The following is a 24,486-nucleotide window of genomic DNA, read 5'->3' as shown; positions in this document are numbered from 1 at the left end:
AGTGTCAGAAAAGATTCAAGTTTTAGGATCCAGAAAAGGTTTAACGCCAGCTCTCCAACATTATTCGGTAGTTAACGTTGCTGATAATAGTGGAGGAAAGGAAGCTATGATAATTGGCGTATATGGTTATAGAGGTGTTTTAAGAAGAGTTCCATTTGCTAACATTGCTGATATGGTTATGGTGTCAATTAAGAAAGGAACGCCAGAGGTTAGAAAACAGAAGTTTAGAGCAGTAATCGTGAGACAAAGAATGCCATATAGAAGACCCGATGGTACGTGGATTTCTTTTGAGGATAATGCAGTAGTTATAATAAATCCAGATGGAACACCAAAAGGTACTGAGGTTAGGGGACCGATAGCGAGAGAAGCAGCTGAGAGATGGCCAAAAATAGCTAGTCTCGCTACATTGGTGGTGTAAGAGATATGGTATCTCTTAAACCTTCTAAACAAAGGAAATTACTATATACTTTACCATTGCATCAAAGAAAGAAGCTACTAGTTGCTAAAGTATCTGATGATATTGCGTCTCAATATGGTATAAAACGTATTAGAGTAAGAAAAGGAGATACTGTTAGGGTAATGCGAGGAGGTAATAGTGGTAAAGAAGGAAAGGTAGTTGAAGTTAATACTAAGACCGGAAGATTAGCAATAGAAGGAATAACGAGAAAAAAAGTTGATGGAACACCAGTATATGTGTGGATTCATGCGTCTAAAGTGATGATAACTAAGCTAGATCTGAGTGATCCAAGAAGACGGGAAAAGTTAGAAAAATCTAAGAAGTGATGGAAAAATGGCGCATATAACAAGATTTGAAGCACCTTGGTTTTTAATGATAAGTAAAAAACAATATAAGTGGACGGTTAGACCTAATGCTGGACCTCACTCTATTGAGAAAAGCATACCTTTAGCTGTTGTAATTAGAGATTATCTGAAACTTGCGGGGACGATAAGAGAGGCTAAGCATATAATATTTGATGGCAAAGTTTTAGTGGATGGTAAGGTAAGGAAAGACTATAAGTATCCTGTTGGACTTATGGATATTGTTTCAATTCCCTCTGCTGACCTATATTTTAGGGTTCTTCCAGATAATGTTAGGTTCATGAGATTTTCCAAGATATCTGCTGATGAGGCCCGGTATAAGTACGTTAGAATTATAAATAAAACTACGATAAAGGAAGGAAGAATTCAGCTTAATCTAGAGGATGGAAGAAATATCCTTGTAGATAAAGAGACTGCCAAGAATTTCAAAACGCTTATGACGTTAAAGATCGAATTACCTAGCCAACAAATATTAGATTCATTCACTATCTCAGAAAGATCATATGCGATTTTCGTAGGAGGTAGAAACGTCGGTATTCACGGTATTGTTAAGAATATAAATTTGAGTAAGTTTAAGTCTAGAAAATACAGTGTGATAACCTTAGAAAGTAGGGACGGTAATACTTATCAGACTAATATTATGAACGTAATGAGTATAGGTAGGGAAAAATCTGACTTGAGAGTTGATTAAAATGGCAGAGTCTACTTTACCTCTTAGCCAGAATCCAATGAGGAAGGTTAAATTAAGCAAGGTTACTGTTAACATAGGACTAGGTGAGTCTGGAGATAGGTTGCAAAAAGCTTATCAACTTTTACAAGAGCTAACGGGAGCCAAACCAGTATATACTATTTCCAAGAAGACTATAAGGGAGTTTGGAATTAGAAAAGGTCAAGAAATTGGAGTTAAAGTGACTTTGAGAGGTGCACAAGCTGAGGAATTCTTAAGAAAGGTATTAGAAGCTATAGGATACAGATTAAAGAAGAGTAGCTTTGACGATTATGGTAACGTATCTTTTGGCATTGCGGAACATGTAATTTTGCCCGGTGCAAGATATGATCCAGAAATAGGTATATTCGGAATGGATATAGCTATTACACTTGAGAGGGCTGGCTATAGGATTTCTAGAAGGAGAAGAAAGAAGGCTAAAATTCCAAAGAGGCATAGGGTTACGAAGGAGGAAGCTATGGAGTTTTTAAGAAATAATTTTAATGTACAGTTGGTAGAAGGGTGAGTGAAATGGGTAAATATAAGCCTCCGGCTGAGAGAAAGTATGGAAAAGGAGTTCAATCTTGTCAAAGATGCGGAAGTAAGGATTCTGTAATTCAAAAATATGGGATTTATTTGTGTAGGCAGTGTTTTAGAGAAGTCGCGTATGAATTAGGATTTAGGAAATATTGGTGATAGGTCATGGTATTCGTGAATCCGTTGGCAAATGCATTAACGTCCATATATAATAATGAGATGAGAAGGAATAAACAAGCTATTATAATGCCAGCATCTAAATTAGTAATAAATGTTTTAAGAGTTATGCAGAAGGAAGGTTATGTAGGAGAATTTGAATATATTGATGATGGAAGATGGGGAAAGATAACAGTACAGTTGTTAGGAAGAGTTAATAAGTGCGGTCCAATAACTCCACGATATCCTCTTAGTTATAGACAGATGATTGCGTTGCCAGATTACGTTAGACGTTATCTACCATCGAAAGAGATAGGCATAATTATTGTTTCGACATCTAAAGGTGTAATGTCCCATAAAGAAGCTGCAAGATTGCGAATAGGTGGGGTAGCACTAGGATACGTGTATTGAGGTGTTTTAATGCAGATAGTAATTTTGAGGGAAGAAATCGAAATCCCGAAAAATGTTGTTGTTGATCTAAAGGGGTCAATAATTAAGATAAAGGGACCTAAAGGTGAAGTAGTTAAAGATTTCAGCTTTGCAAAGGGTATACAAATTAGTTTAGATGGGAATAAAATAGTGCTAGAGACTACTTTTGCTAATAGACGAAAAAAGGCTGTCTTCTATAGTATAGTTAGTCACATTAAAAATATGATAACTGGCGTAACAAAGGGTTATAGATATTACCTTAAAATTATATATACGCACTTTCCAACATCTGTAAAGGTAGTAGGGAATGAAGTTCAAATAACTAATCTAATAGGTGAGAAGAATACTAGAAGGGCACAAATATTGGAAGGCGTCAAGGTTACCGTGAAGGGTGAAGATATAGTTGTGGAGGGTCCGAATTTAGAGGCTGTTGCTCAGACTGCAGCTAATATCGAGTCGGCTTCAAAGATATCTGGTTTTGATAGACGTATCTTCTCGGATGGAATTTTCATCTATAAAAAAGAGGTGATTGAATGACCGAAGGAAGAATTCAGTCGTATAGGAAAAAGATTTATGTAATAAGGCAGAAGCTTAAGGCAAAGAAGCCTAAGTTCTTGCGGTATGATTCTGATAAGTTCTACAGATTAGGAAGACAAGAAAAATGGAGAAGACCATATGGAAGAGATAATAAGACTAGATTGAAAGTTAGGGGATTCCCAGCAATAGTGAGTGTAGGTTATAGATTACCTAAAAAGGTTAGGGGATTCCACCCAAGTGGATTAAGGCAAGTTATAGTTCATAATGTTAATGAACTAGTTAAGGTTCAGAACCAAAAGGACAACGTTATTGTAACTATATCTTCTTCAGTTGGTTTTAAAAAGAGGCTTGAAATTCTAAATAAAGCTAGGGAATTGGGTCTGAAAGTAAGTAATGAGGGTGTAGTTACATGACTAACTTGAAAGCGCAAAAAAGATTAGCAGCATCGATTGCAGGGGTAGGTATAAACAGAATTAAGGTCGTTGAGGATTACATTGAGGATGTTCAAAGCTCATTAACCAGAGATGAAATTAGAAATTTAATAAAAGATGGTAAGATTATAGTCCTAAAAAAGGTTGGAATAAGCGGTGGTAGATTAAAGGAAAGGCGAAAGAAGAGGAGCCTTAAGAGCGAAGGAAAGAAGTCAGGGAGCAGAAAAGGCAAGAAGGGAGCAAGGGCTAATAGTAAACAAATGTGGGTTAAAAGGGTAAGAAAAATAAGAGCTTATCTAAAGTGGTTGAGAGATCATAAGGTTATTGATAGACATACTTACAGGGAATTATACTTAAAAACGAAAGGCGGCAACTATAAGGGAGTTTCTGATGTCAGAAATGTCCTAATACAAATGGGGAAAATTAAAGGGTGAATAAATTGGCCAATGGTCCTAATTATAAGGTAAAACCCAGAAGAAGAAGAGAAGGAAAAACTAACTACTATAAAAGATATGTCTATGTTATAAGTAAACAAACAAGGTTTATTGTAAGAATAACAAACAAATACGTTATAGTCCAGATTGCAAAAATCGATCCTAAAGGCGATATTATGATTGCTAGTGCTCATTCAGCTGAACTTGCTAAAAAGTTCGGATGGAAGGGTGATGAAAATAACACTCCAGCTGCATACCTGACCGGATATTTAGCAGGCTTAAGAGCTATAAAGAGAGGTGTAACTGAGTGCGTGGCGGATATTGGGCTTCATGTACCATCTAAGGGTAACAGGGTGTTTTATGTGATAAAAGGTGCAATTGATGCTGGATTGAAAATTCCGATAGGCGACATAAGTATAGAAAATGATAGAATAAAGGGAGAGCATATAGCAAAGTATGCTGAGAAGTTAAAATCTGAGAATTCGGACTTATATAGTAAATTGTTTTCAAGGTATTTACAAAGGGGACTAAACCCCGAGAACTTGCCTTCTCATTTTGAGGAAATATTAAATAAGATTAAATCTTCTGGTGGTTAAAATGGCAGAGGAAGTACCAAGTTTAAATATAGAAGAATGGAAACCACGAACCTCTATAGGTAGTCTAGTAAAGGAAGGAAAAATATCATCTATAAAGGAACTATTTGATAGGAATCTTCCTATTACTGAACCAGAAATTGTAGACGTGCTACTACCTAAACTAAAATATGAAGTTGTAGATATTAAAGTAGTTCAGAAGCAAACTGATGCAGGAGAAATATCTAGATATAAAGTTCTAGTTATAATGGGCAACATGGATGGATATGTCAGTATAGGAACTGGAAAAGCTAAACAGTTAAGGGTTGCAATTCAGAAGGCAATTAGGGATGCTAAGATGAATATAATACCAGTAAGAAGAGGGTGTGGTAGCTGGCAGTGTACATGTGGTGAGCCACATAGTTTGCCATTTAAGGTAGTTGGTAAGGCGGGCAGTGTAGAAGTTGACTTATTGCCTGCACCTAAAGGTACTGGATTAGTGGTTGGAAGCGTACTAAAGACCTTGTTAACTTATGCTGGTATAAAGGATGCTTGGTCTACCACAAAGGGTGAGACTAGAACTACAGAGAATTTTGTTAGAGCTGGATACAGTGCACTTTATAATACATATAAATTTGTTACTTTACAGGATTGGGTTAGGAAGAGGTAAGCAGAAGTGGTGGAGTTATTAGGCATAATTAGGATTAGAGGTTGGGCGAAGGCCCCTTGGTATATTAATGAAACATTAAATATGTTGAGATTAAGGTATAATTTCAATACCATGGTATATCCAAAAACGTCTCAAATACTTGGTATGCTGAATAAAGTTTCTCCATATATTACATGGGGTGAGATAGATCCAGATACTTTAAAGCTACTAATTATAAATAGACTTGAAACGGTAAAAGGGGATAAGGTTTCGGATAGTTATGTGAAAGAAGTGTTGAAGATAGAAAATATTGATGCAATGGTAAAACAATTGTATGAGGGTAAAATTTACTTACATAAACTTGATGAATATTTCAAGTTGCCTATTCGCTTGCATCCACCTAGAGGAGGGTTTAAGGGGAGTGTTAAAAGGCCCTATAAAAATAAAGGTGAGTTTGGATATAGGGGAGATAAGATAAACGAATTAATGAGGAGGATGGTGTAAGGATGGTAGTAAGAAGAGAGAAAAAGAGTAGAAAAATGAGAGGATCACGAACAATGGGATGGGGTATTAGAGGGCAGCATAGAGATAGAGGTTCACAAGGTGGTAGGCAAATTGGTATGCACAAGGAGAAATGGTCATGGTTAGTTAAATATGGCAAAGGATGGTATGGTAAGCACGGATTCAGAAATCCAACTACAAAGTTAACAAGCGCTATTTCATTGAGGAAATTAAATGAGTTATTAGAAAGTGGTTATATAAAAATTAAGGAAATGGATGGAAAAAAGATAGTAGACTTAAACGAGTTAGGGTATAATAAATTACTTGGTGGAGGTAGTATAAGTATTCCCGTTACTATAAAAGTAGGTAAGGCTACTAATAAGGCAATACAGAAAGTGAAGGAGATGGGAGGAGAAGTAATATTAAGCCCAACTGAGTAATTTTTTTGAGTAAATTATGTCATTCATCGATTCACTCGCTACTCTTGGACAATACTTACCAGCAGTTACTAAACCCAAAGAGAAACCTTCACTTGGTCAAAAGTTAGTTTGGTCTTTAGTAGCAGTAATAATTTATCTGATAATGGCTTCAACACCACTATATGGGATAACATCAGCTTCTTTTTTCAAAAACCTTATTTTAGAGCAGATTATTTTCGCTTCTACTACAGGGACCTTAGCACAATTAGGAATAGGTCCTATAATAACTGCAGGTTTGATTATGCAAATACTAGCCGGATCTAAGTTAATAAGTATTGATCTAAATGATCCTGACGATAGGGTTAAATTTACAGAAGCGCAAAAGGGTTTGGCATTTATCTTTATTCTAGTGGAATCAGCTTTATTTGGTTACGTATTAGCTAGAACTTCAACAACCATAAATGCGTCAATATTATTCATTGCAGGGATAGTGATAGCTCAGCTTATTGTAGCCACATATTTGATCTTACTGTTAGATGAGCTGATACAGAAGGGTTGGGGTTTAGGATCGGGAGTTAGTCTGTTTATATTAGCTGGAGTTATGAAAATTATGTTTTGGGACATGTTTGGAATTGCTAGTGTTAGTTCCCAGAATTTACCGATAGGATTCTTTCCTGCATTATTTACCGCTTTAGCATCTCATAGTGACGTTCTTAATTTAATAGTTAATACTTCAACTAAAAATCTCTTTCAGCCAGATTTAGTTGGTTTAGTAACTACTATAGCACTGATAATTATAACAATTTATCTAACTACAATGACTATAGAGATTCCAGTAACTTCCCAGAAGTTAAGAGGAATAAGGAGGACAATTCCGTTAAACTTCTTATATGTTAGTAGTATACCAGTAATATTTGTTGCAGTACTAGGTTCTGATATCCAGTTATTCGCTTCATTAGCTTCTTATGTCTCACCCTCAGCTTCAAATATATTAAATACCGTTAGTGGAGTCTTCTTTTTCCCTCCTCCAAATTCAGCAATACCCCATAGTATATATGCTGTAGTTTTAGATCCGTTAGGCGCGCTTGAATATGCTGTAGTTTTCATAGTTCTTAGTATCTTGTTTGGCATATTATGGGTAGATGTAGCTGGTTTAGATCCTGCTACTCAAGCTCAACAGCTAGTTGAAGCTGGTATTGAAATTCCTGGAGTCAGAAACAATCCAAAGATTATAGAGGGAATATTAGCTAGGTACATCTATCCGCTGGCATTCTTCAGTTCCATAATTGTAGGTCTGATTGCAGTATTTGCTACGCTCCTAGGTGCATATGGTACCGGCATAGGGATATTATTGGCAGTAACAATAGCAATACAATACTATAGCTTATTAGCTTACGAAAGATCTTTAGAAATGTACCCATTATTAAAGAGGTTAATAGGTGAATAGACATGAAAATAGGTATAGTAACTGGTATACCCGGTGTAGGCAAGACAACTGTCCTTTCTTTTGCAGATAAAATTCTAACTGAAAAGGGTATATCACACAAGATTGTAAATTATGGGGATTATATGCTAAATACTGCTCTAAAAGAAGGCTATGTGAAGAGCAGAGATGAAATAAGGAAATTGCAAATAGAGAAGCAACGAGAATTGCAAGCTTTAGCGGCTAGACGAATAGTTGAAGATCTATCTTTATTAGGCGATGAAGGAATAGGGTTAATAGATACGCATGCCGTAATTAGAACACCAGCAGGCTATTTACCTGGTCTTCCAAGACATGTAATAGAAGTCCTTTCCCCCAAGGTAATCTTTCTTCTAGAAGCAGATCCCAAAATCATTTTAGAGAGACAAAAGAGGGATAGTAGTAGAGCTAGGACTGATTATAGTGATACAGCTGTTATTAACGAGGTTATTCAATTTGCTAGGTATTCAGCTATGGCGTCAGCTGTACTAGTTGGGGCATCGGTCAAGGTAGTAGTAAATCAAGAGGGAGACCCTTCAATAGCTGCAAGTGAAATAATAAATTCCTTAATGTGAAAGTATGGAGTTAAATACAATATACATTTTTTTGATTTCGCTTTTCTCGAATTTTGTTGTTTATTTGATCTACAAGTATTATTTTTATGGGAAAATAATCAATAAGATAAGCCTCGTCGAAAAGTACGAAGAGAGGTTAAAGAATATAGCCTCGTCGAAAAGAAGAGAAAAGGCTTACAAGAAAATTTCTAAAGAGCTAGAATCCTATATCTCTTCTGTTAGATATTATATGTTTTTGCGTTCAATGATATTAGTGGGCGTTTATATAGTTGATCTTGTAATTATATTGAATTACTTAAATACTAATATATATCTGCCATTCTATATACCTTATCTTACAGCGAAGAGCAGTAGTAATATGTATTTAATGCTCAACGGGTCTCTCTTTGAGTTTATAGCATCTTATATCTTATTTACCCCTCTATCTTTAAGATCAAATTTAAAAACAAGATAGGATAGATTAAGATATGCCTAGACCAGCTTTACGCTCTAGGTCACTTAGGAGGGTTTATGTAAAGTTGCCAAGTGGAAAGACTGTTATACATTATGAAAGAAAGAGAAACGATATTGCGATATGCGCTATATGTAAGAAACCTTTACATGGTGTAAAAACTAACTTTTTGCATAAATATAGTAAGTCAGAGAAGAGACCAGAAAGGCCTTTTGGCGGATACTTGTGCTCATCTTGCCTTACTCAACTAATCAAAGCTACTGTAAGGCAACAACTTCAATGAGATAATTTTATAATTTTTAATTTTAATGAGGAAGAAATTGGATGATAATTATAATAAGCGGTCCTCCAGGTAGTGGTAAGACCTCAGTTGCAATAAAGCTCGCAAACGAACTATCATATAAATTTATATCAGCCGGAAAAATTTTCAGAGATATCGCTCAAAGCATGGGATTAGATATCATAAATTTGAATAGGGTTGCAGAATCCAATTTTGATATTGATAAGATGGTTGATAAAAAGATTCACGAATATGTATTAAGGGAGAGAAACCTTATCGTAGAGTCACATATTGCAGGCTGGATATTTAGAGAATATACTGATGTTGCAATATATTTGTGGGCACCACTTAAAATCAGGGCAAATAGAATAGCTATTAGGGATAAAATATCATATGTCGAAGCAGTCTCGCAAATTATTAGAAGAGAATACATGCATTATAAAAGGTTTAACAAATTCTATGGTATCGATATTAATGATTTATCGGTATTCGATTTAGTTATAAATACCTCAAATATAGACATTAATAATATAGTGAAATTAATTCTGGACTATCTATCATCAGTTTCACATAACTCTCAGCCATTAAAAGAAAAAAATATCAACGATAAGTGATGGCTAATATAGTTCAATTTGTACAAAATCTAGACACACAAGTTACTGAGGTTGCTTGGAGCGTTTTTATATTAGCGTGGGCCGTTGGATGGGCATTAAGGGGCGCGCCAATACCTATTTTCAGAATTAAAAGAACTGGCCAAGATTTGATAGAAGATGCGATATTAGCAGCGTTTTGGATTGCATTAGGAACAACAGTGTTCTCATTAATAACTTATCTAGCTTCACAAGTGGGATCATGAGCAGTGGATATTCTCCATTCTATATATTATACATAGCGATGAATATAGCGACATTAACATATGCGGTTGGTACGTTATTTTACGGCTTGCCAATTCCTATTTATGGCTTAAAAAAATGGGGACCAAGAATGATGAGTGATGCAATATATGCCGCTGTATGGGTAAACATTTATGGTATTATAATTTTTGCGATAGGCCAAATTCAAAGCTTACTTGGAGTAGATTGGAGTAGTTTCTTTTCGTCAATTTTACAATTACAAGCTAATATGTTTAGCGCGCTTATTCAAGTTAAGAGTTTATATTATATTATTACGACTGAGAAGATATCAATGGCTCTTGCCCTTCTTGCAGATCCAGTACTTCAGTTTTCCTCATTTATTACTGATATAATTTTTTTATTACAATTTTTTATAGATCTAGGAGAATTTATACAACAATCGTACATGATACTTATAGCAATTGGTATTCTTTTACTATCACTTCCTTTTAGAATGGGAAAGGGAGTAGGAGGGACTTTAATATCGTCTGCAATTATATTTTATATCGGTTTGCCATATTTACCAATTTTCATGCAAGAAATGTCCTCTATTACGCTTTCTCAAATAGGATCTCAATTATCTACGATTACCGATGTAAACACGTTGGTTGAGACTATAGCTGGTGTAGTTCCAGAACTAGTAATTGTATTTATAATAATACCCATGCTTTATTTAAGTATTTTAGCTGGCATATCACTAGGGTTAGGCAATGCAATCGGAGGCTCAAGTGGTCGAGTTCCATTTCCATTAGACTTGTTTTAGGTGATGGAAAGTGAAAAGCAGTAATCTAATGATAATACTTATAATAATAGATAGTATCCTAGCCTTTGTGTATTCAAAAAACAATTACGTTATTATTTACACCACTCTGCTCGTTTTAGTTCTGCTAGTAATAAGCAAATTTATTTTGAAGAGGGTTGAGGACTAGTTTGACTAGTCTTCTTTTCTTTTCTAACTTCTTTTGTCATAAATAATGTTGTCTTTTGTCTTCCTCCCATGTTATATCATCAAATAACTATTAATGCGAAGAAATGTTATAAAGTTATATGAGGCAGTTTGAATTCTTTGAACATACAGCAGATGTCGGTATTAAATCGTATGGTAGATCCTTGGAAGAGGCATTCTCAAATGCTGCGTTAGGAGTTTTTGAAGTAATTACTGATACCTCGAAAGTAAGACCTGTAGAATATCGTGAAATTTATTTAAATGGATATGATTTGGAAAATTTGTTATATAAATGGATAGAGGAACTTCTATATTATTATGATTCTGAATTAATGATCTTCAGTAAATTCGATCTTATGATAGATCAAGATTCTATAACTTTAGAAGGAAAAGCATGGGGAGAAAGATTTAACGATAAAATACATGAGAGAAGAACCGTAGTAAAAGCAATGACTTATCATCAGTTATCAATAGAAAAAACAGAAAGCGGTTATGTTATTACTTTTGTTGTAGATATTTAGATAATTTTTCTATTTTATGTGCGCAATTTTTACAAAACTTAGCTTGTTTTTTATCTACATCCTCAACTGAATTGCTGAAATTCATAACACAACCGGTTGTATTACAATGACTTAGCCCTAATGTATGACCTACTTCGTGAGTTACTTCCTTAACTACTCTTTTCATAAACAAATCTAAATCTGGTTTTCTGTTATAAAACTCTTCTCGTAATCTATGCAGAAAAATAATGGCAAAATTATCTATAGTTAATCCAAATACAAAATTATAACCATCAATATAGCCGTCGGAATCTGCTAAGAATATTATTGAGTCATAGTTAAAGTCGTGTATTGACTTAAGGAAGCTCAATACTTTTTCAGCGTCGTATTGCAATCTTTCCCAATTAAAGGCAGAAATAGGAAGATATTTCCTACTATCTAACAATATATCAACTTCTAATCCATAGCTTGAAAGATTATTAACAATTTCATCTATTATTGATTTTTCAATGTAAGTTAGGGTAACTATTAAAATCTTCATTTCCGTCACCTACTGTGGGGATCTCTGGAGACCCTAATTCATCGAATCCCTAAATATTTAGGGTTCTCCAAGGGTGTCGCCAGATCCCCGTTAGAAGTAATGACAATAAAAGTTAAAAAGTCATATCTATATTATTATTATGCCGCCGTAGCTCAGCCCGGGAGAGCGCCCGGCTGAAGACCGGGTTGTCCGGGGTTCAAGTCCCCGCGGCGGCACTGTGGGGTATCCCCCACATCCTCAATATTAATGCGCGTTTCAATTATATTGTCTAAAGCACGTATGTAACGTTCCTTTACATTACTCCTATCGTCCTTCTATTTCGTAAACGTAATACTATTCCCTCTTTGGCGTATTTTATATTGCCCGCAAGTATTGACAACAATTTCATTAGTTTGAAACTTAGTTTAAATTCCTCGAATAGCAGTCTCACCAAATGCCCCAACTACGTAACAAAGTTTCTGAAAAAGATTAAAAATTGTGACATCTTCTTTCTTGATGACAGCTAAATCATATGTTAAATTGGAGATAAACGGATACTTTAAATGATTTATACTAAATTAACAAAACTCTAGTCTACACTAGCATCTATTGCCAAAAGATTTTTTAGAGGGAGCCAATAGAGTCGATTATATGACCGATATCTTAATCGATGCTATGGATTTAAAGAAAGTATACAAAACTAAAAATATTGAATACGTTGCATTAAGAGGAGTAACTTTGAAAGTAAATAAAGGAGAATTCTTGGTTATTGCTGGTCCTTCTGGATCTGGCAAAACCACACTTTTAGATTTGCTAGGCCTTTTAGATTCACCTAGTGCTGGTAAAATAATAATAGATGGAATAGATGTTACGAATTTTGATGAAGATGAGAGAGCAATTTTTAGAAGAAGATATATAGGTTTTGTATTTCAGTCATATAATTTAATTACGTATCTGACAGTTCTTGAGAACGTGGAATTAGCTTTAGCAGCTATAGGGATCCCCGTATGGAAAAGGAGGGAGAAAGCAGAAGAGATTCTGTCCATGATACCCGGTATGTTAGAACTTAAGAATAAAAAGCCTAATGAATTATCCGGAGGTCAACAACAGAGAGTTGCAATAGCTAGAGCCTTAGCCAATGATCCCAAGATATTGCTTGCAGACGAACCGACTGCAAATCTAGATTCGAAAACAGGTGAGGCAATAGTGGAGTTAATGAAGAAGTTGAATGAAGAAAAAAAGGTAACTATTATAATGGCTACTCACGACCCAGATATGATGAGATATGCGGATAGGATCGTATATATTAGAGATGGATTAGTTGAAAAAGAGGTGATACAGAATGAGTAAAATATTCTCCATTATTACTATATCACTATTTTTAGTGTCGTTGTTATTTATTCCATTAACATCCTCTGCCACACAATCGTCTTTTTCAGCATCTTCACAATGGCTTTCTTCTACACCTTATGTAACTCCGGGGGAAAGATTAGTACAGTTACAAGTAAATTTAGTATATCACGGAAATGGGAATATAACAAATGTGGAAATTTCTCCAATAGAAAGTGGTCCTTTTATAGTTTATCCGTCTACACAAACATACATTCTTCCCTCAATGTTTCCCAATCAACAATATTCACTTGTATTCATTGGAAATATTACACCTAATATACCTTTAGGTGTATATAATTTCTATCTGCAAGCAACATATCTAGAAAACGGAGCAGAGCAATCGCAGATAATTACAGTGCAAATTCCTATTCTTGGATATGTACAACTTTCTGCAATAGCTCAAACTAGCGGTACAGTATTTCCAGGTGAACAGTACGTTCCAATAAATTTAGTAATATACAACACTGGAACTGTTACTGCCAATAACGTAGCCTTGTTCTTAAACTCAACATATCCATTACAATTCATAACTAAAGAGATAAATATACCAATTATTAGCGCTGGTTCCTCACTTAATGTTCAAGCAATAGCAAATATTTATAATAATGCGACAATTGGTACATATAAAATACCACTTACAGCCTTCGTATATGGCACATATCATTCGCTTAATGTGACAATTACAATTAACAGTAATCAGACTGTTGGAGGGAAGCTAATAACTCCTTACGTTATCTTACCTGCTGGTTCATATCAATTAGGAGTTCCAATAACTCTTCAGTTAATTTATACCGGTCCCATTTCAGTAAGTAGCTATTCAATTCAACTTATTTTACCAAATGGCTTTACTAATATAACTGGTGGAAATTCTGTTTACATCAATGGGGGACCACTGCAACCTTATGAGGAGTTCACGGTATCTTTTACTATTAATATTCGTAATGTATCTTTAGGTGCATATACAATTCCTTTAAAGATAATTTGGAGCACTATAGAAGGTAACGGCGTAGTTGTAAATACATTACAGTATATGTCATTTACTATGTTCCTTATGGGTCAACCGAATATAGAAGTTTACCCTGAAACCTCTTTATTATATCCAGGAGAAGTTAACAATATTACTCTAGTTATATTAAATCTAGGATCTGGAAGTATATACAATCTATCCCTTTCCGTTTCCTCTCAACAAGTATCCATCCTTAATAACTTGCCTAAAATTCAATCACTATCTCCAACTCAATCGGTTAAAATACCTTTAGAAGTTTATGTTCCATCTACTTATCAAGGAGCTCCTGTACAGTTCACTATTTCAATATCGTATTTAAATTCAGTTTATCAACAGTCGCAGTATCAACAACAGATAGGCCTTTACGTTTCTCCTCTAATTTCACCAAATACCCCTATTATCGCCTCTTTAAACCCAGGGATAATTTCACCAAATTCGTTTACAACTACGTATCTTGTATTGACAAACTCGTTAAATACTACCCTTTACAATCTATCAATTACCCTTTCGTCACCAGTTTACGTTAATGCTACAGCGTTTAATTTACCGTCTCTCAAACCTACTTCTAAATACGAATTACCTATAACTGTTTACGCACAAGGCTCTGGGAGTTATTCTATCTCAATATCGATTGTTTATTACCAAGGTAATATAGAAAGACAAGAGCAAATTACAGTTCCAGTTTACGTTATACAGATCAATTCACCAACTATACCAATTTTAATTCAATTCAATTCTTCTACATTACTAACTGGTCAAGTAGAGGATGCAACGATCATAATACAAAACACAGTAAATCAACCATTGTATAACGTTACCATATCATTAGCCTCTCAAGGAACACTTTATATTAATACAACGACAATAACTCTACCCTCGCTTCAACCTTTGCAAAGATTAGATATTCCCGTCAAAGTATATACTCAGAGCGCTGGAATAATTAGTATAAGCGCTAGTATATCGTATTATCAGGCTGGACAATTAAAGCAAGCTCAAGAAGTTATTAATAGTCTAGCTGCAGGTTCAGTTAACATTATAATAACTGGTGTTTCCTCAGTTCCTACGGTTGCAGTAAGAGGTGGCATAGTTTCAGTTACAGCGACCATCTATAATTTTGGTACTGGTCCTGCTAACGGTCTCACAGTTACGGTATTTCCACCTAGAGGCGTTGTGGTAATAGGTCAAAACACTTATTATGTAGGTAATTTAGGTTCGGATACCTCATCAACATTTACCTTTGCATTTAGAATACTTAACTCCACTAAGCCAGGTTCTTATGTTATTCCTATAGAGTATACTTATACTAATGACATTGGACAAGTTATACACTCAAATTCAAGTATCACACTACAAGTCTCAAATAGTTCTTCTAGTTTCTTCATCTCGTTCTCAAGAAGTAGTAATAATTCTCACATATCTCTAATTGACATATTAGGTATAATAATTGTAATAATCGTAGTTGTAGTCTTAGTGATAGTATTATTAAGAAAAAGAAGGTGATTAATAGTGAATTCATTAGATATTTTATGGCTAGCATATAAGGGGTTAGTATCTAGGAAAGCGATAGCGATTTTAGCTATAATATCAGTGATGATAGGAGTAGCTAGTGTGACTGTACTAGTTGCTTTTACACAAGGTGTAAGTCAATCAGTCTTATCAGTTGTGGAGTCGTTGGGACCTAGTACAATTTTAGTTTTACCTAGGGGTGGCGCTAGCTTAACTCAAGCTACCGTAGCAACTATAGCGAGTTTGCCGGGGATTAAGGCAGTTTATCCAGTAGTTAGCGGTTTCGGGGAAATGAATGTTGAGGGGCAACCAATAGGGGTTAGTATCATTGGAATAGATAACTTGTCAGCACTTCTTGGCCAAGTGTTACTGGAAAGCGGGTCAGTTTATCCTCCAGTTACTTCTCCAGAAACTGTAATTGGATCAGAAGTAGCGAATCCAGCTCCAGGGATTTTCTTCTCACCAGGGGATATAATTACTGTTCAAGTTTCAAGGGGTAATAGTGTAGCATTAGAAGTTGTAGGGGTACTATCTCCATCTGGTGCTAATCCTCTATCTAATTCTGAAACGTCTATATTTTTACCCTTGAACGAGGCAATGGCAATTCTAAACAGAACTTCGTATAGCGAATTGATAATAAATGCTCAATCAGTTAATGATGTTAATAACGTGGTAAACCTTATTGAAGAAATATATGGTAATCAGTTAAGTGTTATCTCGGTTCAACAGTTAATCAATACAGTATCTACTATAACATCTGGATTTAGTTTTCTATTAATATCAGTTGCATCAATATCTCTTTTCGTAGGTGCTGTAGGAATAATGGCAATAATGTTAAGTAGAGTTTATCAGAGGATAAGAGAAATAGGTATAATGAAAACAGTAGGTCTGACAACTAGAGATATTCTATTAGTTTTTTTAGCAGAATCTGGAATAATAGGGCTAATAGGGGGCATAGTTGGTATATTGGTAGGTTTAGTGGGTACGTCATTTATTGATCTTTTATCAGCAATAACATCACAGTCTGCATCTGGTACCTCAACAACTGTTAGCTCAAGTGGATTTAGAGGAGGTGGTGGTTTTGGCAGATTTGGAACAGCCGCATCTTCATCGGCCTTCACATTTAAACCAGTTATTTCAATAGAAGCCATTTTAATAGCATTAGTAGTAGCAGTTGCTGTAAGTTTAATAGCTGGTATTTACCCAGCTTGGAAAGCTGCGAGACTTACGGCAATCGATGCGATTAGAAGAGATTAAATTTTTGTCTTTAAATAGTAAACCCAACAGAAAGTCTCGCCTTTTTAAAGTGAAGAGTAAATTAGATTATGATGATGAGAGGGTCCAATGATTTGATGATTATCGCTGGAAAAGCTGATAATCAGAAAGCTTAAAATAAACCTTTATAAACAATTTGTAGTGAAACTGCGGCCGTAGTCTAGGCTGGATTAGGACGCCGGCCTCCCAAGCCGGTGATCCCGGGTTCAAATCCCGGCGGCCGCATTTCATATCATAGTATTCATTTACGATTTGTTCTAAAGAACCAATGTAAGTGTGCCTTTGCTTACCATCATCACCGTTCTCTATTGAGTAAACATAATACTTACCTTTAATCTCTTTTACGTAGAATTTAGAACCCACGTAAAAGTTAGGCATTCTAAGAATGTTAATTCACGCGGGGTTAAATACTCATTCTAATAGAATATCAGTAAAGAAATTGAAAGAAGACGGCAAAAATTCCTCAATAGTGCGAAAAAAGAATGATGGACTTGTGGTCCACTGGTGGTCCATTATAGGTCCAGAGATAGAGGTCCACTGATGGTCCAGGACCCATAGGTCCACTGGTGGTCCATTATAGGTCCAGAGATAGAGGTCCACTGATGGTCCAGGACCCATAGGTCCACTGGTGGTCCATTATAGGTCCAGAGATAGAGGTCCACTGATGGTCCAGGACCCATAGGTCCACTGGTGGTCCATTATAGGTCCAGAGATAGAGGTCCACTGATGGTCCAGGACCCATAGGTCCACTGGTGGTCCATTATAGGTCCAGAGATGGACCAGAGGACCACAGGACCAGAGATGATCCAGGTCCTTTGATGGACCTTTGGTGGACCTGCGGAAGACCATCTAATCATTTCCCGCTCACCCTAGTAAGATACTCCTTAAAGCTCTGATAGAAACCCTTAATTGCCACTCTAAGCTCTACTAAGTTCTTCCACATTGAAACGGGAATAAGATAATATTCGCTTTTGGCGTCTCTCTCAAACTTATCCTTCTTTATTTTTCCTTGTCTCTCAAGATTCAAGATTTGTAAAGCACTTATGCATTTGAGCTTATCCTCAGTATCGTTATAATGAATAAACCAAACTCTTCCCATCACATCATGCTTTATTGCCACTTCAACCTTAGCACTGAGGATGGCGTAAACGCTTTCCCCATATCTCTCTTTACTTTGTTCCTCAGTCCAACTTGAACCCGTGATATCAATCCATACTAAAGGATAGTATGAATCCTTAGCTTTCACATAAAGTGTTAGATCATATTTGTCCTGCAATCCTTCGTAATAGTGCTCATTTATCACATTCGTTAAAGTCCCGACTCCTGTTATCTTTACGATACATCAAAATCTATTAGCCCTTTAACCCTCCATTGAGCTAACTTAATTAATAATTTCCCTAAAACTAAGTATTCCCGCCCTAAATAGAAATTAGGTAAAATGTAGTCCTCAGTCTGATTGCCCCAATACTTCAATTTAAAATCGGCCACGGCGGGTCACCTCAATTTTTTTCTCTTAACCATCTTCTGAAGTAGCTCTTCTATGTCCAATCGCACAGCTTTAGGGATGATTGCTATTGGAAGTCTATCTATAGCTGAACATGTGTAACTGAAATGTTTCTCGTTTAGAGCATTATTGCTCAGTGACTCCTTAAGTTCAACTAGTTTTGTTTTGACATTTCCATTCGCCATTTCAATTAGCTTATCTAGATATTCGAATATCTGATCAGCTAACGGTTTGGTAACGATATATCCATTCTTAAACATGTTCTTCTCTATGAAGATAAACTTCATGAGGAAGTTTTCAAACTCGTTAAGCTCACGCTCAAACTCGGTCTCTTCATTTTGCTCTTCTTTCTCTTCCTTTTCTTCAGTTTCTTCCTTTTGGATAATAGGCATGTAGACTACTCTCTCAGCCTTTTTGACTTCTTCCAGGTTTGGGACTTCATATCCTAATTGCCTTAAGGTTTCGGCGTCTATTTTCCTGCTAAGTATCAAGTCATCTAAAATGATCCTGAATATGGCCTCTCTAATAGCCTGGAGTTTTGGGGAAAGAGTAGGCTTTTTAGGGGCATAGTATCTGTCATAAAGCTCTTTTAATGCATACGAAACCCTAAAGAATATCATAGCATTGCCGACTAACCCTTCTTCCCTAATCCTTTCTAACAACTTCAAAATCTCTACTTGTTCTAGTAATGTTCTATCTTGTTTTAGCAATTCCAAAAGTTTCTCTCTGTCTGACAGACTAATTGAATGAGTCAAATTTTGCGTATCTAAGCCTTCCTTCTGACTCAAAGGGGTAGTATTAGAGTTTGTTTTATAGGCCGGCTGTCTGACAGCTAGCTGTCTGACAGCACTATTATTAAACAGTTTTTTAGTAGTAGTTTGTGAGTCAGAGTTGCCGTTAGAGTTAGCGTTAGTGTGACTCATTCACTTATCACCTTATTCTTGAAAGTTTTGCAATTAACTCAACTACTTCCTTACCTTTTTCAGTTAGGAAAATTAACTGTTTTTTCCCATCAGTTAGGCTATAAATCAGTCCATTACTTCTCAGCCTGGATAAGATTTCGTTCAGCCTTATTCCATTTACGTTTGCCTCTTGTTCTAACCTGTGCTTAGTTATCCCTTCATTAAATCTTGAAATGATAAGGAGTACCTCTAATTCCTTATCATACCTCAGTAAGAAGGAAAGTCCATCCTTAGTTTCGGCTAACCAATCAAGAAAGCTGTTATATTTTCTAACAACTGACATGGACACTCATCTTAGCAACTGATAGAGCTCAGCTTGTATCTTTTGGCTTAAGAACAGTGCTCTTTCTACTTTCTCTTTATTGTAACTCTGAGTGATAATATCTATTTTTATATTATGTATAATACTAAGCAGTTCTCTTGTGTCCTCATCTAACTCCAGGTATAATTCATTTATGTTCATTTCATCACCTCTGAAATTTTTTGCCTAATTTCGTTCTCATGTGCCTTCAAATATGCCTCAAGACTTTCGTTCAGAATTTCTGAGAAAGATACACCCCTTGCTGAGGCAAGGAGTTTTCCCTTCAAAAAAATATCTTCCCTTATCTTGAGAGTTGTTTTTACGTATTTTTCCATGCTCATCAATTTATCAATCTGTCAATTTTCCCTTATAAACCTTTCTATCTTTCAATCTCTCTTTCTCAATCTGTCAATCCTCTCTAATAATACTTTGAACGTTTCATACGCCTCTCTGGCCTCTTTGGAATCTAATATACCTAATATTTTTAGAAACTCTGCATAGGGTATTGTTACCGCACTGCCACCTAACGCCAATATAGTAGTTAACAATTCTTTCACTCTATCATCTACTGTTGTTGGGAAAAAATCGTTTGTTAATTTCCTCAATTTTTGGTTGGAGTTCCTTAGGTAGTTTTTCCTTATTTTGGACTAACCACGCGACTACTGCTTCTTCTATAATCTCAGTCATATCCCTGTTCAGATAGACAGATACTAACTTCAGTACTTGATAGACATCTTCATCGAATGCTAATGTAGTCTTCTTTTTTGCGATTTTTTTACTTTCGACCACCTCTGTCCCCACAGATTATTAAGAGAATTCTCTTATATATCTACGTCTTTATAGTTGGATTGAAAGACAGAAAAATTTATATACCTAGATTGATAGATTGACAGATAGAGGGTCTGAAAATGGAACCTCAGGAGGAAAAAGAAGTTCTTGTGTCCCAAAGTTCAATTTATTTTTTATTAACGGAAGGAAGGAAAACGTATGGAAAGTATTTAAATCTCAAGATTGAAATAAACGACAATGACAGAATAGAGAAAAAATTCTTTTTTACAGAAAAACCAGCACTAAAAGAAGTCCTATTAAAGATAAAGAGACTCTATGAGGTATATGAGGATTCAGAATCACAAACACAGGAGGCAATAAGGAAAGAAGTACTTCTTGAGATTGCCAAACTAATGTACTTGTTTGGGTGAGAAGCAATGAACACGCAACTACTGAAACAAATTATCTTTAACAGTAAAGAGGAAGAAATAGAATTTGAAGAACCTCTTGTCTTATCTAAATCGCAAATGTTAGAGATTTTCGGAAAGCCACACCATAACGTGCTGGTTAATAGAGGCGATCTATGGACTGAAGTACTATTCTATGATTCAGGCGTGAAAATAGTCCTCATATATGAGAGTCATGATAACAAAATCTTCAGGATTCATAAAATCAAGGTGATTGGTAATGAAGGCAAGAGTTGAGTACATCAAATTGCCCAAGTCATCATATTCTAAGAGTTATCGAAAAATTGAAGTAACGAAAAAGGATGGAATAATAGAGCTAACTCTGACACAGACCATGGATGTTGTCTCTTTCAAATTACCACCAGAGATGAATGCCAAATTAGAACAGGTGGCGTCAAAATTAAAGAAAACCAAAAGCGAAATCATCAGAGAGGCGTTAGAGAAGTATCTTAGCAACTGGTGATTTATATGTTCAAGTGCCCTATATGCGGGTTTACTTCTGTTACCTTGTTTGCAGTGAAACAGCACGCCAGAAAAAACCACATTTTAACCAAATGCCCAGTTTGCAACACAGAATACAGACATCTTAACCAACATTTCTACTTTCAGTCTGATATGGAGCATCTCATTTATTGTTATCTATTCGGTTCATACAAATTGCCCTTTCACGTTAGACTTGCGATAAAAAGGAAATTGCAGGTGGAGTGATGCTTATGTATCAGTGTTTGAGATGTGGGTCTATATTCGACAAAAGAAGTGAAGTTATCGAACATCTGCTTAGTGTTCATGGTCAGATGAATAAGGTCACTCTTGAATATTTCTATATTTACTTCAAGGTGAGAAGACCATGATTCTGATATATGATATATTGTTATATTACGGTTTTCAGTTCAACGATTATTGGTCTACAGTATTAGGTGTTAATGTGGGTGCACATGAGGCGAATATTGTAGCAAAATTATTTATGAAGAATAAATGGACACTAGCAATCTACAAATTCGATTTAGCTACTGTAGCACTGCTTTTAGGTTTAATGCTACCTACACCGCATCAGACTGAAATATTTCTACTGATAGCAGATGTTGTTGAGTGTCTTGTAACGTTAAATAATATATTCGCAATCAGGAGGCATAAGGGGAGGAAGAAATGAGTAGACTACTCACTATAATATATAATTATGAAATAGTTTCAAATGATACACAAACGATATGGGTTACTGAGTTAACCAGATGTTTGAGAAGAAGTTGGCTGATGCGGAAGAACGGTAAGGTGAAACTGAGTCATTACGAGATAATGAAGATGCATATCGGTACTGGACTTCATATGAGGTTACAGCGGATCCTACAGAAAAACGGGTTTGAGACTGAAGTAAAAGTACAAAAGAAGACCGCCTTAGGATTCATTGTGGTTGGGAAGATTGATGTCTATGACAAAGAAGAGGGAACAGTTTACGAGTTGAAGTATACACATTTAGATGAGTTAGACAGACCTAGACTTAACAACTACTTACGTCAATTGAATTATTATATTGAAATGGCTAATGCTTTGGCGGGGTATTTAATAATCGTTCATGCGGATGGTAGGGTGGAAGAAATAAAGAGAGATTGGGCAGAGACTGACTTGGAGGCAAGGGCTAACGCTTTCGGGATTTCAGTTGAGGAAAACATCTTACCACCGCGAAAGTCTAAGCAAGATTCTGAGTGTGCTGAGTGCCCGTTTTATAACTTCTGTTGGAGGGGGGATAGGAATGGAGTCAGGCAGTAAAAAGTACCTGAGTAATCATAAGGGGATTATGATTCACGTGACTTTAGAAGAACTGAAACGCTATCATTCTCTGACGCCGGAACAGAAAAGAATAATTAGAGCTGTTGTCAAGGCGTTAATCCATAATCCCCAATTGTTAGACGAAAGCGGTTATCTCTATAAGTTACTGGCAAGTAAAGCAGTCTCACCCTACGTTTGCCCCCTCTGCTTAATGCCCTTTAGTTCTTCCGTTAGTCTGAAACAACACATCCGTTATACGGAACACTCAAAGGTCTGCCCGGTGTGCGGGAAAGAGTTTAGAAACACTGATTCGACTCTAGACCATGTTTGCAAAAAACATAATATTTGCGTTAGTTAGACCCTTTATAAAACTTAACTCCTTTTTAGCCCTACAATGAGGAAGTACCTACTAGCCCTTCTAACCCTATCCCTAGCGTTACTAATGTTGGCAACGCCTACCGGTGCTATATCTGCAAGCCAACTAGGTGCACAACAAATTTATTATACGTTAATTAACGCCAATTGGGCGGGGGTAGGTTATAGCGTATATAATTCTTCAACCAATACTTTCAACAAAATGTATAGTTTATCTGAGACTGTTTATTTAAAAAATGCAAGTTTTCTATATATTCCTAACAGTCTAAATGAGGATGTTATAGGTTTTCGATTGGCTCTTAGTCCTTTTAGCGTACAAAGTAATCTTTGGACGGGAAATATAATATTAGCCGGTTTTAATATAATTCTTTATAACAATGGAGTTATTGGGTTTTCTACTCTAACTTCCGCATATAAAAATGGTCAATTCATTTCACAAGATTTCAATCAATCTTTCATATATCTAGGAAAAATACAAAATTACTATTTCACTTTATCCTTATCTGCCCCAAATACACCGTTTAATTATAATCAATATTTTATCGCACAGATAAATATATACTTTACAACGAACTTTTCGTTTTATAAAGGCTTTCAATATAAGCTACCAAACCCATTTAACTCACCAATGTATTCTGGTTTTCAAATGATTACTACAAGTTCTGGTTTAGATAACTCCACACCCGTAGTAACATTACCTCTTGCTTCCGGTGGTATTATAGAGTATTTTCAATTTTCATATTATTATCCAAATCAATATGGCTACAATGTAGGCCCGGCAAATATACCACCATCTGGTGTAAGTTACTACGCAGACCTTTTACAACTACAAAGTTATGGTAGCAATTATGTTAATGTTCAATTATATAGTGGATGGCCACAATGGAGTTATGAATATCAATTCACTTATGGTAGCCAAACCACTTATGGTCTATGAAAATTTTTATATTTTAAGCTAATTCTTTTTTTATGGATAGAAGATTAAAAGCCGACCTATTATTCTTAATTCCTTACTCCGTATGTTTGGGTTTACTTTTTGCGATAATATATTCAATTTCATACCTTTTATTTATGATCACAATTCCCTACATACCCTTAGCCTATATAGGCTTTTTATTACTAATAAAAAATGGTATAAGGGATTTTCCATATTTTAGACACATATTAGTAGTTCTTAATGCGATTTCCGTAATATTATTTTCAATAGTTGAGATATATCTATATGTCAATATGAAAGTTAATTCTGGATATGAATATGTTTTCGCATATGCCCCGGAAATTGTCTTAGTAGCCGTTTTGGTATCTTTAGCAATATTACTACGTTTAATAGACTAAGGCCCTTTATAAAG

The 24,486-nt window shown here is 35.6% G+C and carries 43 protein-coding genes, 2 tRNA genes and 1 pseudogene; 35 read left to right on the top strand and 11 right to left on the bottom strand.

Annotation, left to right across the window (positions count from 1 at the left end; all coding sequences use genetic code 11):
* The first annotated feature begins 1 nt into the window (after position 1).
* The 22 genes from SSOP1_RS03680 to SSOP1_RS03580 all read left to right on the top strand — a co-directional run bounded on the left by SSOP1_RS03680 (position 2) and on the right by SSOP1_RS03580 (position 11,318).
* Positions 2-418 carry a 50S ribosomal protein L14 gene (locus SSOP1_RS03680; protein ID WP_009991271.1) on the top strand — a complete coding sequence of 139 codons (417 nt, stop codon included), beginning with the start codon at positions 2-4 and terminating at the stop codon, positions 416-418.
* 5 nt (positions 419-423) lie between these two features.
* On the top strand, positions 424-783 hold the full coding sequence (rplX, locus tag SSOP1_RS03675) for a 50S ribosomal protein L24 (RefSeq protein ID WP_009991270.1): 360 nt from the start codon (positions 424-426) through the stop codon (positions 781-783).
* 7 nt (positions 784-790) lie between these two features.
* Positions 791-1,510 carry a 30S ribosomal protein S4e gene (locus SSOP1_RS03670; RefSeq protein ID WP_009991269.1) on the top strand — a complete coding sequence of 240 codons (720 nt, stop codon included), beginning with the start codon at positions 791-793 and terminating at the stop codon, positions 1,508-1,510.
* Between the two features lies 1 nt (position 1,511).
* Positions 1,512-2,051: a 50S ribosomal protein L5 gene (locus SSOP1_RS03665; RefSeq protein ID WP_009991266.1), complete on the top strand. Its 540-nt coding sequence runs from the start codon at positions 1,512-1,514 to the stop codon at positions 2,049-2,051.
* Between the two features lie 5 nt (positions 2,052-2,056).
* Positions 2,057-2,221 (top strand): 30S ribosomal protein S14, encoded by a 165-nt coding sequence (locus tag SSOP1_RS03660; protein ID WP_009991264.1) that lies wholly within the window; start codon positions 2,057-2,059, stop codon positions 2,219-2,221.
* A gap of 6 nt (positions 2,222-2,227) precedes the next feature.
* Positions 2,228-2,629 (top strand): 30S ribosomal protein S8, encoded by a 402-nt coding sequence (locus SSOP1_RS03655; protein WP_009991261.1) that lies wholly within the window; start codon positions 2,228-2,230, stop codon positions 2,627-2,629.
* 9 nt (positions 2,630-2,638) lie between these two features.
* Entirely contained in the window at positions 2,639-3,184 is a 546-nt protein-coding gene (locus SSOP1_RS03650; RefSeq protein ID WP_009991260.1) for a 50S ribosomal protein L6, read from the top strand.
* A complete protein-coding gene (locus tag SSOP1_RS03645; RefSeq protein WP_009991259.1) occupies positions 3,181-3,597 on the top strand; it encodes a 50S ribosomal protein L32e in 417 nt (138 codons plus the stop codon). The genes SSOP1_RS03650 and SSOP1_RS03645 overlap by 4 nt, the downstream gene beginning before the upstream one ends.
* On the top strand, positions 3,594-4,049 hold the full coding sequence (locus SSOP1_RS03640) for a 50S ribosomal protein L19e (RefSeq protein WP_009991257.1): 456 nt from the start codon (positions 3,594-3,596) through the stop codon (positions 4,047-4,049). The genes SSOP1_RS03645 and SSOP1_RS03640 overlap by 4 nt, the downstream gene beginning before the upstream one ends.
* A 5-nt stretch (positions 4,050-4,054) precedes the next feature.
* Positions 4,055-4,645, top strand: coding sequence for a 50S ribosomal protein L18 (locus SSOP1_RS03635; protein ID WP_009991255.1), 591 nt, complete (start codon positions 4,055-4,057; stop codon positions 4,643-4,645).
* Position 4,646: 1 nt separating this feature from the next.
* A complete protein-coding gene (locus SSOP1_RS03630) occupies positions 4,647-5,291 on the top strand; it encodes a 30S ribosomal protein S5 (RefSeq protein ID WP_014511594.1) in 645 nt (214 codons plus the stop codon).
* 6 nt (positions 5,292-5,297) lie between these two features.
* On the top strand, positions 5,298-5,774 hold the full coding sequence (gene rpmD, locus SSOP1_RS03625; protein ID WP_009991253.1) for a 50S ribosomal protein L30: 477 nt from the start codon (positions 5,298-5,300) through the stop codon (positions 5,772-5,774).
* Between the two features lie 2 nt (positions 5,775-5,776).
* Positions 5,777-6,211, top strand: a complete 435-nt coding sequence (locus tag SSOP1_RS03620; protein WP_009991250.1) for an uL15 family ribosomal protein — start codon at positions 5,777-5,779, stop codon at positions 6,209-6,211.
* A 16-nt stretch (positions 6,212-6,227) separates the two neighbouring features.
* A complete protein-coding gene (gene secY / locus SSOP1_RS03615; RefSeq protein WP_009991249.1) occupies positions 6,228-7,637 on the top strand; it encodes a preprotein translocase subunit SecY in 1,410 nt (469 codons plus the stop codon).
* 2 nt (positions 7,638-7,639) lie between these two features.
* Positions 7,640-8,227 carry an adenylate kinase gene (locus tag SSOP1_RS03610; protein ID WP_009991247.1) on the top strand — a complete coding sequence of 196 codons (588 nt, stop codon included), beginning with the start codon at positions 7,640-7,642 and terminating at the stop codon, positions 8,225-8,227.
* A 4-nt stretch (positions 8,228-8,231) separates the two neighbouring features.
* On the top strand, positions 8,232-8,681 hold the full coding sequence (locus tag SSOP1_RS17510; RefSeq protein WP_009991246.1) for a hypothetical protein: 450 nt from the start codon (positions 8,232-8,234) through the stop codon (positions 8,679-8,681).
* Between the two features lie 13 nt (positions 8,682-8,694).
* The gene (locus tag SSOP1_RS03600) at positions 8,695-8,961 is read left to right on the top strand and encodes a 50S ribosomal protein L34e (protein ID WP_009991243.1); all 267 of its coding nucleotides are present in this window, start codon (positions 8,695-8,697) and stop codon (positions 8,959-8,961) included.
* Positions 8,962-9,002: 41 nt separating this feature from the next.
* Positions 9,003-9,572 carry a (d)CMP kinase gene (cmk, locus tag SSOP1_RS03595; protein WP_009991241.1) on the top strand — a complete coding sequence of 190 codons (570 nt, stop codon included), beginning with the start codon at positions 9,003-9,005 and terminating at the stop codon, positions 9,570-9,572.
* On the top strand, positions 9,572-9,814 hold the full coding sequence (gene cedA1, locus SSOP1_RS03590; RefSeq protein ID WP_009991240.1) for a DNA import protein CedA1: 243 nt from the start codon (positions 9,572-9,574) through the stop codon (positions 9,812-9,814). The genes cmk and cedA1 overlap by 1 nt, the downstream gene beginning before the upstream one ends.
* Positions 9,811-10,614 carry a DNA-translocating protein CedE gene (gene cedE, locus SSOP1_RS03585; protein ID WP_014511593.1) on the top strand — a complete coding sequence of 268 codons (804 nt, stop codon included), beginning with the start codon at positions 9,811-9,813 and terminating at the stop codon, positions 10,612-10,614. The genes cedA1 and cedE overlap by 4 nt, the downstream gene beginning before the upstream one ends.
* A 10-nt stretch (positions 10,615-10,624) precedes the next feature.
* Positions 10,625-10,780: a hypothetical protein gene (locus tag SSOP1_RS17370; RefSeq protein WP_014511592.1), complete on the top strand. Its 156-nt coding sequence runs from the start codon at positions 10,625-10,627 to the stop codon at positions 10,778-10,780.
* A gap of 118 nt (positions 10,781-10,898) precedes the next feature.
* A complete protein-coding gene (locus tag SSOP1_RS03580; protein WP_009991237.1) occupies positions 10,899-11,318 on the top strand; it encodes an archease in 420 nt (139 codons plus the stop codon).
* On the opposite strand, the gene SSOP1_RS03575 is transcribed toward SSOP1_RS03580, so the two are convergent.
* The gene (locus tag SSOP1_RS03575; RefSeq protein WP_009991235.1) at positions 11,296-11,847 is read right to left on the bottom strand and encodes an archaemetzincin family Zn-dependent metalloprotease; all 552 of its coding nucleotides are present in this window, start codon (positions 11,845-11,847) and stop codon (positions 11,296-11,298) included. The two genes, SSOP1_RS03580 and SSOP1_RS03575, sit on opposite strands and share 23 nt — an antisense overlap.
* Before the next feature lie 132 nt (positions 11,848-11,979).
* On the opposite strand from SSOP1_RS03575, the gene SSOP1_RS03570 reads away from it, so the two are divergent.
* Positions 11,980-12,053, top strand: a tRNA-Phe gene (locus SSOP1_RS03570).
* Positions 12,054-12,130: 77 nt separating this feature from the next.
* On the opposite strand, the gene SSOP1_RS17500 is transcribed toward SSOP1_RS03570, so the two are convergent.
* Positions 12,131-12,268, bottom strand: a complete 138-nt coding sequence (locus SSOP1_RS17500) for a hypothetical protein (protein WP_231918199.1) — start codon at positions 12,266-12,268, stop codon at positions 12,131-12,133.
* Between the two features lie 200 nt (positions 12,269-12,468).
* Here SSOP1_RS17500 and SSOP1_RS03565 point away from each other — a divergent pair, with 200 nt between their 5' ends.
* The 4 genes from SSOP1_RS03565 (at position 12,469) to SSOP1_RS03550 (ending at position 17,221) form a co-directional block, all read left to right on the top strand.
* Complete coding sequence (locus tag SSOP1_RS03565) at positions 12,469-13,167, top strand: ABC transporter ATP-binding protein (RefSeq protein WP_009991234.1); 699 nt, start codon at positions 12,469-12,471, stop codon at positions 13,165-13,167.
* Entirely contained in the window at positions 13,160-15,715 is a 2,556-nt protein-coding gene (locus SSOP1_RS03560; protein ID WP_009991233.1) for a COG1361 S-layer family protein, read from the top strand. Before SSOP1_RS03565 ends, SSOP1_RS03560 begins: the two co-directional genes overlap by 8 nt.
* Before the next feature lie 3 nt (positions 15,716-15,718).
* Positions 15,719-16,978, top strand: a complete 1,260-nt coding sequence (locus SSOP1_RS03555; RefSeq protein ID WP_029552573.1) for an ABC transporter permease — start codon at positions 15,719-15,721, stop codon at positions 16,976-16,978.
* A gap of 167 nt (positions 16,979-17,145) precedes the next feature.
* Positions 17,146-17,221 (top strand) — tRNA-Gly (locus SSOP1_RS03550).
* A gap of 54 nt (positions 17,222-17,275) precedes the next feature.
* Here the strand turns inward: SSOP1_RS03550 and SSOP1_RS03545 are convergent.
* The 9 genes and pseudogenes from SSOP1_RS03545 to SSOP1_RS03510 form a co-directional block, all read right to left on the bottom strand.
* Positions 17,276-17,374, bottom strand: a pseudogene (locus SSOP1_RS03545) (putative integrase); the annotation flags it as partial.
* 475 nt (positions 17,375-17,849) lie between these two features.
* Positions 17,850-18,299, bottom strand: a complete 450-nt coding sequence (locus SSOP1_RS03540) for a nuclease (protein WP_269454380.1) — start codon at positions 18,297-18,299, stop codon at positions 17,850-17,852.
* Between the two features lie 29 nt (positions 18,300-18,328).
* Entirely contained in the window at positions 18,329-18,484 is a 156-nt protein-coding gene (locus SSOP1_RS17810; RefSeq protein ID WP_269454379.1) for a nuclease, read from the bottom strand.
* Positions 18,485-18,490: 6 nt separating this feature from the next.
* Positions 18,491-19,423: a hypothetical protein gene (locus SSOP1_RS03535; protein ID WP_015972998.1), complete on the bottom strand. Its 933-nt coding sequence runs from the start codon at positions 19,421-19,423 to the stop codon at positions 18,491-18,493.
* Positions 19,424-19,430: 7 nt separating this feature from the next.
* Complete coding sequence (locus SSOP1_RS03530; RefSeq protein WP_197653735.1) at positions 19,431-19,745, bottom strand: winged helix-turn-helix domain-containing protein; 315 nt, start codon at positions 19,743-19,745, stop codon at positions 19,431-19,433.
* 6 nt (positions 19,746-19,751) lie between these two features.
* The gene (locus tag SSOP1_RS03525) at positions 19,752-19,925 is read right to left on the bottom strand and encodes a protein D-63 (protein WP_063492725.1); all 174 of its coding nucleotides are present in this window, start codon (positions 19,923-19,925) and stop codon (positions 19,752-19,754) included.
* The gene (locus SSOP1_RS03520; RefSeq protein ID WP_063492724.1) at positions 19,922-20,104 is read right to left on the bottom strand and encodes a hypothetical protein; all 183 of its coding nucleotides are present in this window, start codon (positions 20,102-20,104) and stop codon (positions 19,922-19,924) included. Before SSOP1_RS03520 ends, SSOP1_RS03525 begins: the two co-directional genes overlap by 4 nt.
* A gap of 45 nt (positions 20,105-20,149) precedes the next feature.
* Positions 20,150-20,320, bottom strand: coding sequence for a hypothetical protein (locus tag SSOP1_RS03515; RefSeq protein ID WP_173645064.1), 171 nt, complete (start codon positions 20,318-20,320; stop codon positions 20,150-20,152).
* A 4-nt stretch (positions 20,321-20,324) separates the two neighbouring features.
* A complete protein-coding gene (locus SSOP1_RS03510; RefSeq protein WP_158011687.1) occupies positions 20,325-20,552 on the bottom strand; it encodes a hypothetical protein in 228 nt (75 codons plus the stop codon).
* 119 nt (positions 20,553-20,671) lie between these two features.
* Between SSOP1_RS03510 and SSOP1_RS03505 the strand changes: the two genes are divergently transcribed.
* The 8 genes from SSOP1_RS03505 (at position 20,672) to SSOP1_RS03475 (ending at position 24,472) form a co-directional block, all read left to right on the top strand.
* A complete protein-coding gene (locus SSOP1_RS03505) occupies positions 20,672-20,962 on the top strand; it encodes a hypothetical protein (RefSeq protein WP_015973004.1) in 291 nt (96 codons plus the stop codon).
* Positions 20,963-20,968: 6 nt separating this feature from the next.
* Positions 20,969-21,235: a hypothetical protein gene (locus tag SSOP1_RS03500; protein ID WP_015973005.1), complete on the top strand. Its 267-nt coding sequence runs from the start codon at positions 20,969-20,971 to the stop codon at positions 21,233-21,235.
* Positions 21,219-21,461, top strand: coding sequence for a ribbon-helix-helix protein, CopG family (locus SSOP1_RS03495; RefSeq protein WP_063492723.1), 243 nt, complete (start codon positions 21,219-21,221; stop codon positions 21,459-21,461). The genes SSOP1_RS03500 and SSOP1_RS03495 overlap by 17 nt, the downstream gene beginning before the upstream one ends.
* A gap of 384 nt (positions 21,462-21,845) precedes the next feature.
* A complete protein-coding gene (locus tag SSOP1_RS03490) occupies positions 21,846-22,148 on the top strand; it encodes a DUF5658 family protein (protein WP_015973009.1) in 303 nt (100 codons plus the stop codon).
* Entirely contained in the window at positions 22,145-22,762 is a 618-nt protein-coding gene (locus tag SSOP1_RS03485) for a Dna2/Cas4 domain-containing protein (protein WP_015973010.1), read from the top strand. Before SSOP1_RS03490 ends, SSOP1_RS03485 begins: the two co-directional genes overlap by 4 nt.
* Positions 22,746-23,120, top strand: a complete 375-nt coding sequence (locus tag SSOP1_RS16150) for a C2H2-type zinc finger protein (protein ID WP_081225705.1) — start codon at positions 22,746-22,748, stop codon at positions 23,118-23,120. Before SSOP1_RS03485 ends, SSOP1_RS16150 begins: the two co-directional genes overlap by 17 nt.
* A gap of 36 nt (positions 23,121-23,156) precedes the next feature.
* Positions 23,157-24,074, top strand: coding sequence for a hypothetical protein (locus SSOP1_RS16145; RefSeq protein ID WP_015973012.1), 918 nt, complete (start codon positions 23,157-23,159; stop codon positions 24,072-24,074).
* A 32-nt stretch (positions 24,075-24,106) separates the two neighbouring features.
* Positions 24,107-24,472, top strand: a complete 366-nt coding sequence (locus SSOP1_RS03475) for a hypothetical protein (protein ID WP_014513209.1) — start codon at positions 24,107-24,109, stop codon at positions 24,470-24,472.
* The last annotated feature ends 14 nt before the right edge of the window (positions 24,473-24,486 follow it).

The organism is Saccharolobus solfataricus, from assembly GCF_900079115.1.
GTDB classification, from domain to species: Archaea; Thermoproteota; Thermoprotei_A; order Sulfolobales; family Sulfolobaceae; genus Saccharolobus; species Saccharolobus solfataricus.
This window is presented reverse-complemented; position numbering and strand designations above follow the sequence as displayed.

Excerpts from the sequence above, each read along its gene's own strand:
- rplX (WP_009991270.1), top strand. The coding sequence starts at position 424 with ATGGTATCTCTTAAACCTTCTAAACAAAGGAAATTACTATATACTTTA.
- SSOP1_RS03670 (WP_009991269.1), top strand. The coding sequence starts at position 791 with ATGGCGCATATAACAAGATTTGAAGCACCTTGGTTTTTAATGATAAGT.
- SSOP1_RS03665 (WP_009991266.1), top strand. The coding sequence starts at position 1,512 with ATGGCAGAGTCTACTTTACCTCTTAGCCAGAATCCAATGAGGAAGGTT.
- SSOP1_RS03660 (WP_009991264.1), top strand. The coding sequence starts at position 2,057 with ATGGGTAAATATAAGCCTCCGGCTGAGAGAAAGTATGGAAAAGGAGTT.
- SSOP1_RS03655 (WP_009991261.1), top strand. The coding sequence starts at position 2,228 with ATGGTATTCGTGAATCCGTTGGCAAATGCATTAACGTCCATATATAAT.
- SSOP1_RS03650 (WP_009991260.1), top strand. The coding sequence starts at position 2,639 with ATGCAGATAGTAATTTTGAGGGAAGAAATCGAAATCCCGAAAAATGTT.
- SSOP1_RS03645 (WP_009991259.1), top strand. The coding sequence starts at position 3,181 with ATGACCGAAGGAAGAATTCAGTCGTATAGGAAAAAGATTTATGTAATA.
- SSOP1_RS03640 (WP_009991257.1), top strand. The coding sequence starts at position 3,594 with ATGACTAACTTGAAAGCGCAAAAAAGATTAGCAGCATCGATTGCAGGG.
- SSOP1_RS03630 (WP_014511594.1), top strand. The coding sequence starts at position 4,647 with ATGGCAGAGGAAGTACCAAGTTTAAATATAGAAGAATGGAAACCACGA.
- SSOP1_RS03620 (WP_009991250.1), top strand. The coding sequence starts at position 5,777 with ATGGTAGTAAGAAGAGAGAAAAAGAGTAGAAAAATGAGAGGATCACGA.
- secY (WP_009991249.1), top strand. The coding sequence starts at position 6,228 with ATGTCATTCATCGATTCACTCGCTACTCTTGGACAATACTTACCAGCA.
- SSOP1_RS03610 (WP_009991247.1), top strand. The coding sequence starts at position 7,640 with ATGAAAATAGGTATAGTAACTGGTATACCCGGTGTAGGCAAGACAACT.
- SSOP1_RS17510 (WP_009991246.1), top strand. The coding sequence starts at position 8,232 with ATGGAGTTAAATACAATATACATTTTTTTGATTTCGCTTTTCTCGAAT.
- SSOP1_RS03600 (WP_009991243.1), top strand. The coding sequence starts at position 8,695 with ATGCCTAGACCAGCTTTACGCTCTAGGTCACTTAGGAGGGTTTATGTA.
- cmk (WP_009991241.1), top strand. The coding sequence starts at position 9,003 with ATGATAATTATAATAAGCGGTCCTCCAGGTAGTGGTAAGACCTCAGTT.
- cedA1 (WP_009991240.1), top strand. The coding sequence starts at position 9,572 with ATGGCTAATATAGTTCAATTTGTACAAAATCTAGACACACAAGTTACT.
- cedE (WP_014511593.1), top strand. The coding sequence starts at position 9,811 with ATGAGCAGTGGATATTCTCCATTCTATATATTATACATAGCGATGAAT.
- SSOP1_RS03580 (WP_009991237.1), top strand. The coding sequence starts at position 10,899 with ATGAGGCAGTTTGAATTCTTTGAACATACAGCAGATGTCGGTATTAAA.
- SSOP1_RS03565 (WP_009991234.1), top strand. The coding sequence starts at position 12,469 with ATGACCGATATCTTAATCGATGCTATGGATTTAAAGAAAGTATACAAA.
- SSOP1_RS03560 (WP_009991233.1), top strand. The coding sequence starts at position 13,160 with ATGAGTAAAATATTCTCCATTATTACTATATCACTATTTTTAGTGTCG.
- SSOP1_RS03535 (WP_015972998.1), bottom strand. The coding sequence starts at position 19,423 with ATGAGTCACACTAACGCTAACTCTAACGGCAACTCTGACTCACAAACT.
- SSOP1_RS03530 (WP_197653735.1), bottom strand. The coding sequence starts at position 19,745 with ATGTCAGTTGTTAGAAAATATAACAGCTTTCTTGATTGGTTAGCCGAA.
- SSOP1_RS03525 (WP_063492725.1), bottom strand. The coding sequence starts at position 19,925 with ATGAACATAAATGAATTATACCTGGAGTTAGATGAGGACACAAGAGAA.
- SSOP1_RS03520 (WP_063492724.1), bottom strand. The coding sequence starts at position 20,104 with ATGAGCATGGAAAAATACGTAAAAACAACTCTCAAGATAAGGGAAGAT.
- SSOP1_RS03505 (WP_015973004.1), top strand. The coding sequence starts at position 20,672 with ATGGAACCTCAGGAGGAAAAAGAAGTTCTTGTGTCCCAAAGTTCAATT.
- SSOP1_RS03500 (WP_015973005.1), top strand. The coding sequence starts at position 20,969 with ATGAACACGCAACTACTGAAACAAATTATCTTTAACAGTAAAGAGGAA.
- SSOP1_RS03495 (WP_063492723.1), top strand. The coding sequence starts at position 21,219 with ATGAAGGCAAGAGTTGAGTACATCAAATTGCCCAAGTCATCATATTCT.
- SSOP1_RS03490 (WP_015973009.1), top strand. The coding sequence starts at position 21,846 with ATGATTCTGATATATGATATATTGTTATATTACGGTTTTCAGTTCAAC.
- SSOP1_RS03485 (WP_015973010.1), top strand. The coding sequence starts at position 22,145 with ATGAGTAGACTACTCACTATAATATATAATTATGAAATAGTTTCAAAT.
- SSOP1_RS16150 (WP_081225705.1), top strand. The coding sequence starts at position 22,746 with ATGGAGTCAGGCAGTAAAAAGTACCTGAGTAATCATAAGGGGATTATG.
- SSOP1_RS16145 (WP_015973012.1), top strand. The coding sequence starts at position 23,157 with ATGAGGAAGTACCTACTAGCCCTTCTAACCCTATCCCTAGCGTTACTA.
- SSOP1_RS03475 (WP_014513209.1), top strand. The coding sequence starts at position 24,107 with ATGGATAGAAGATTAAAAGCCGACCTATTATTCTTAATTCCTTACTCC.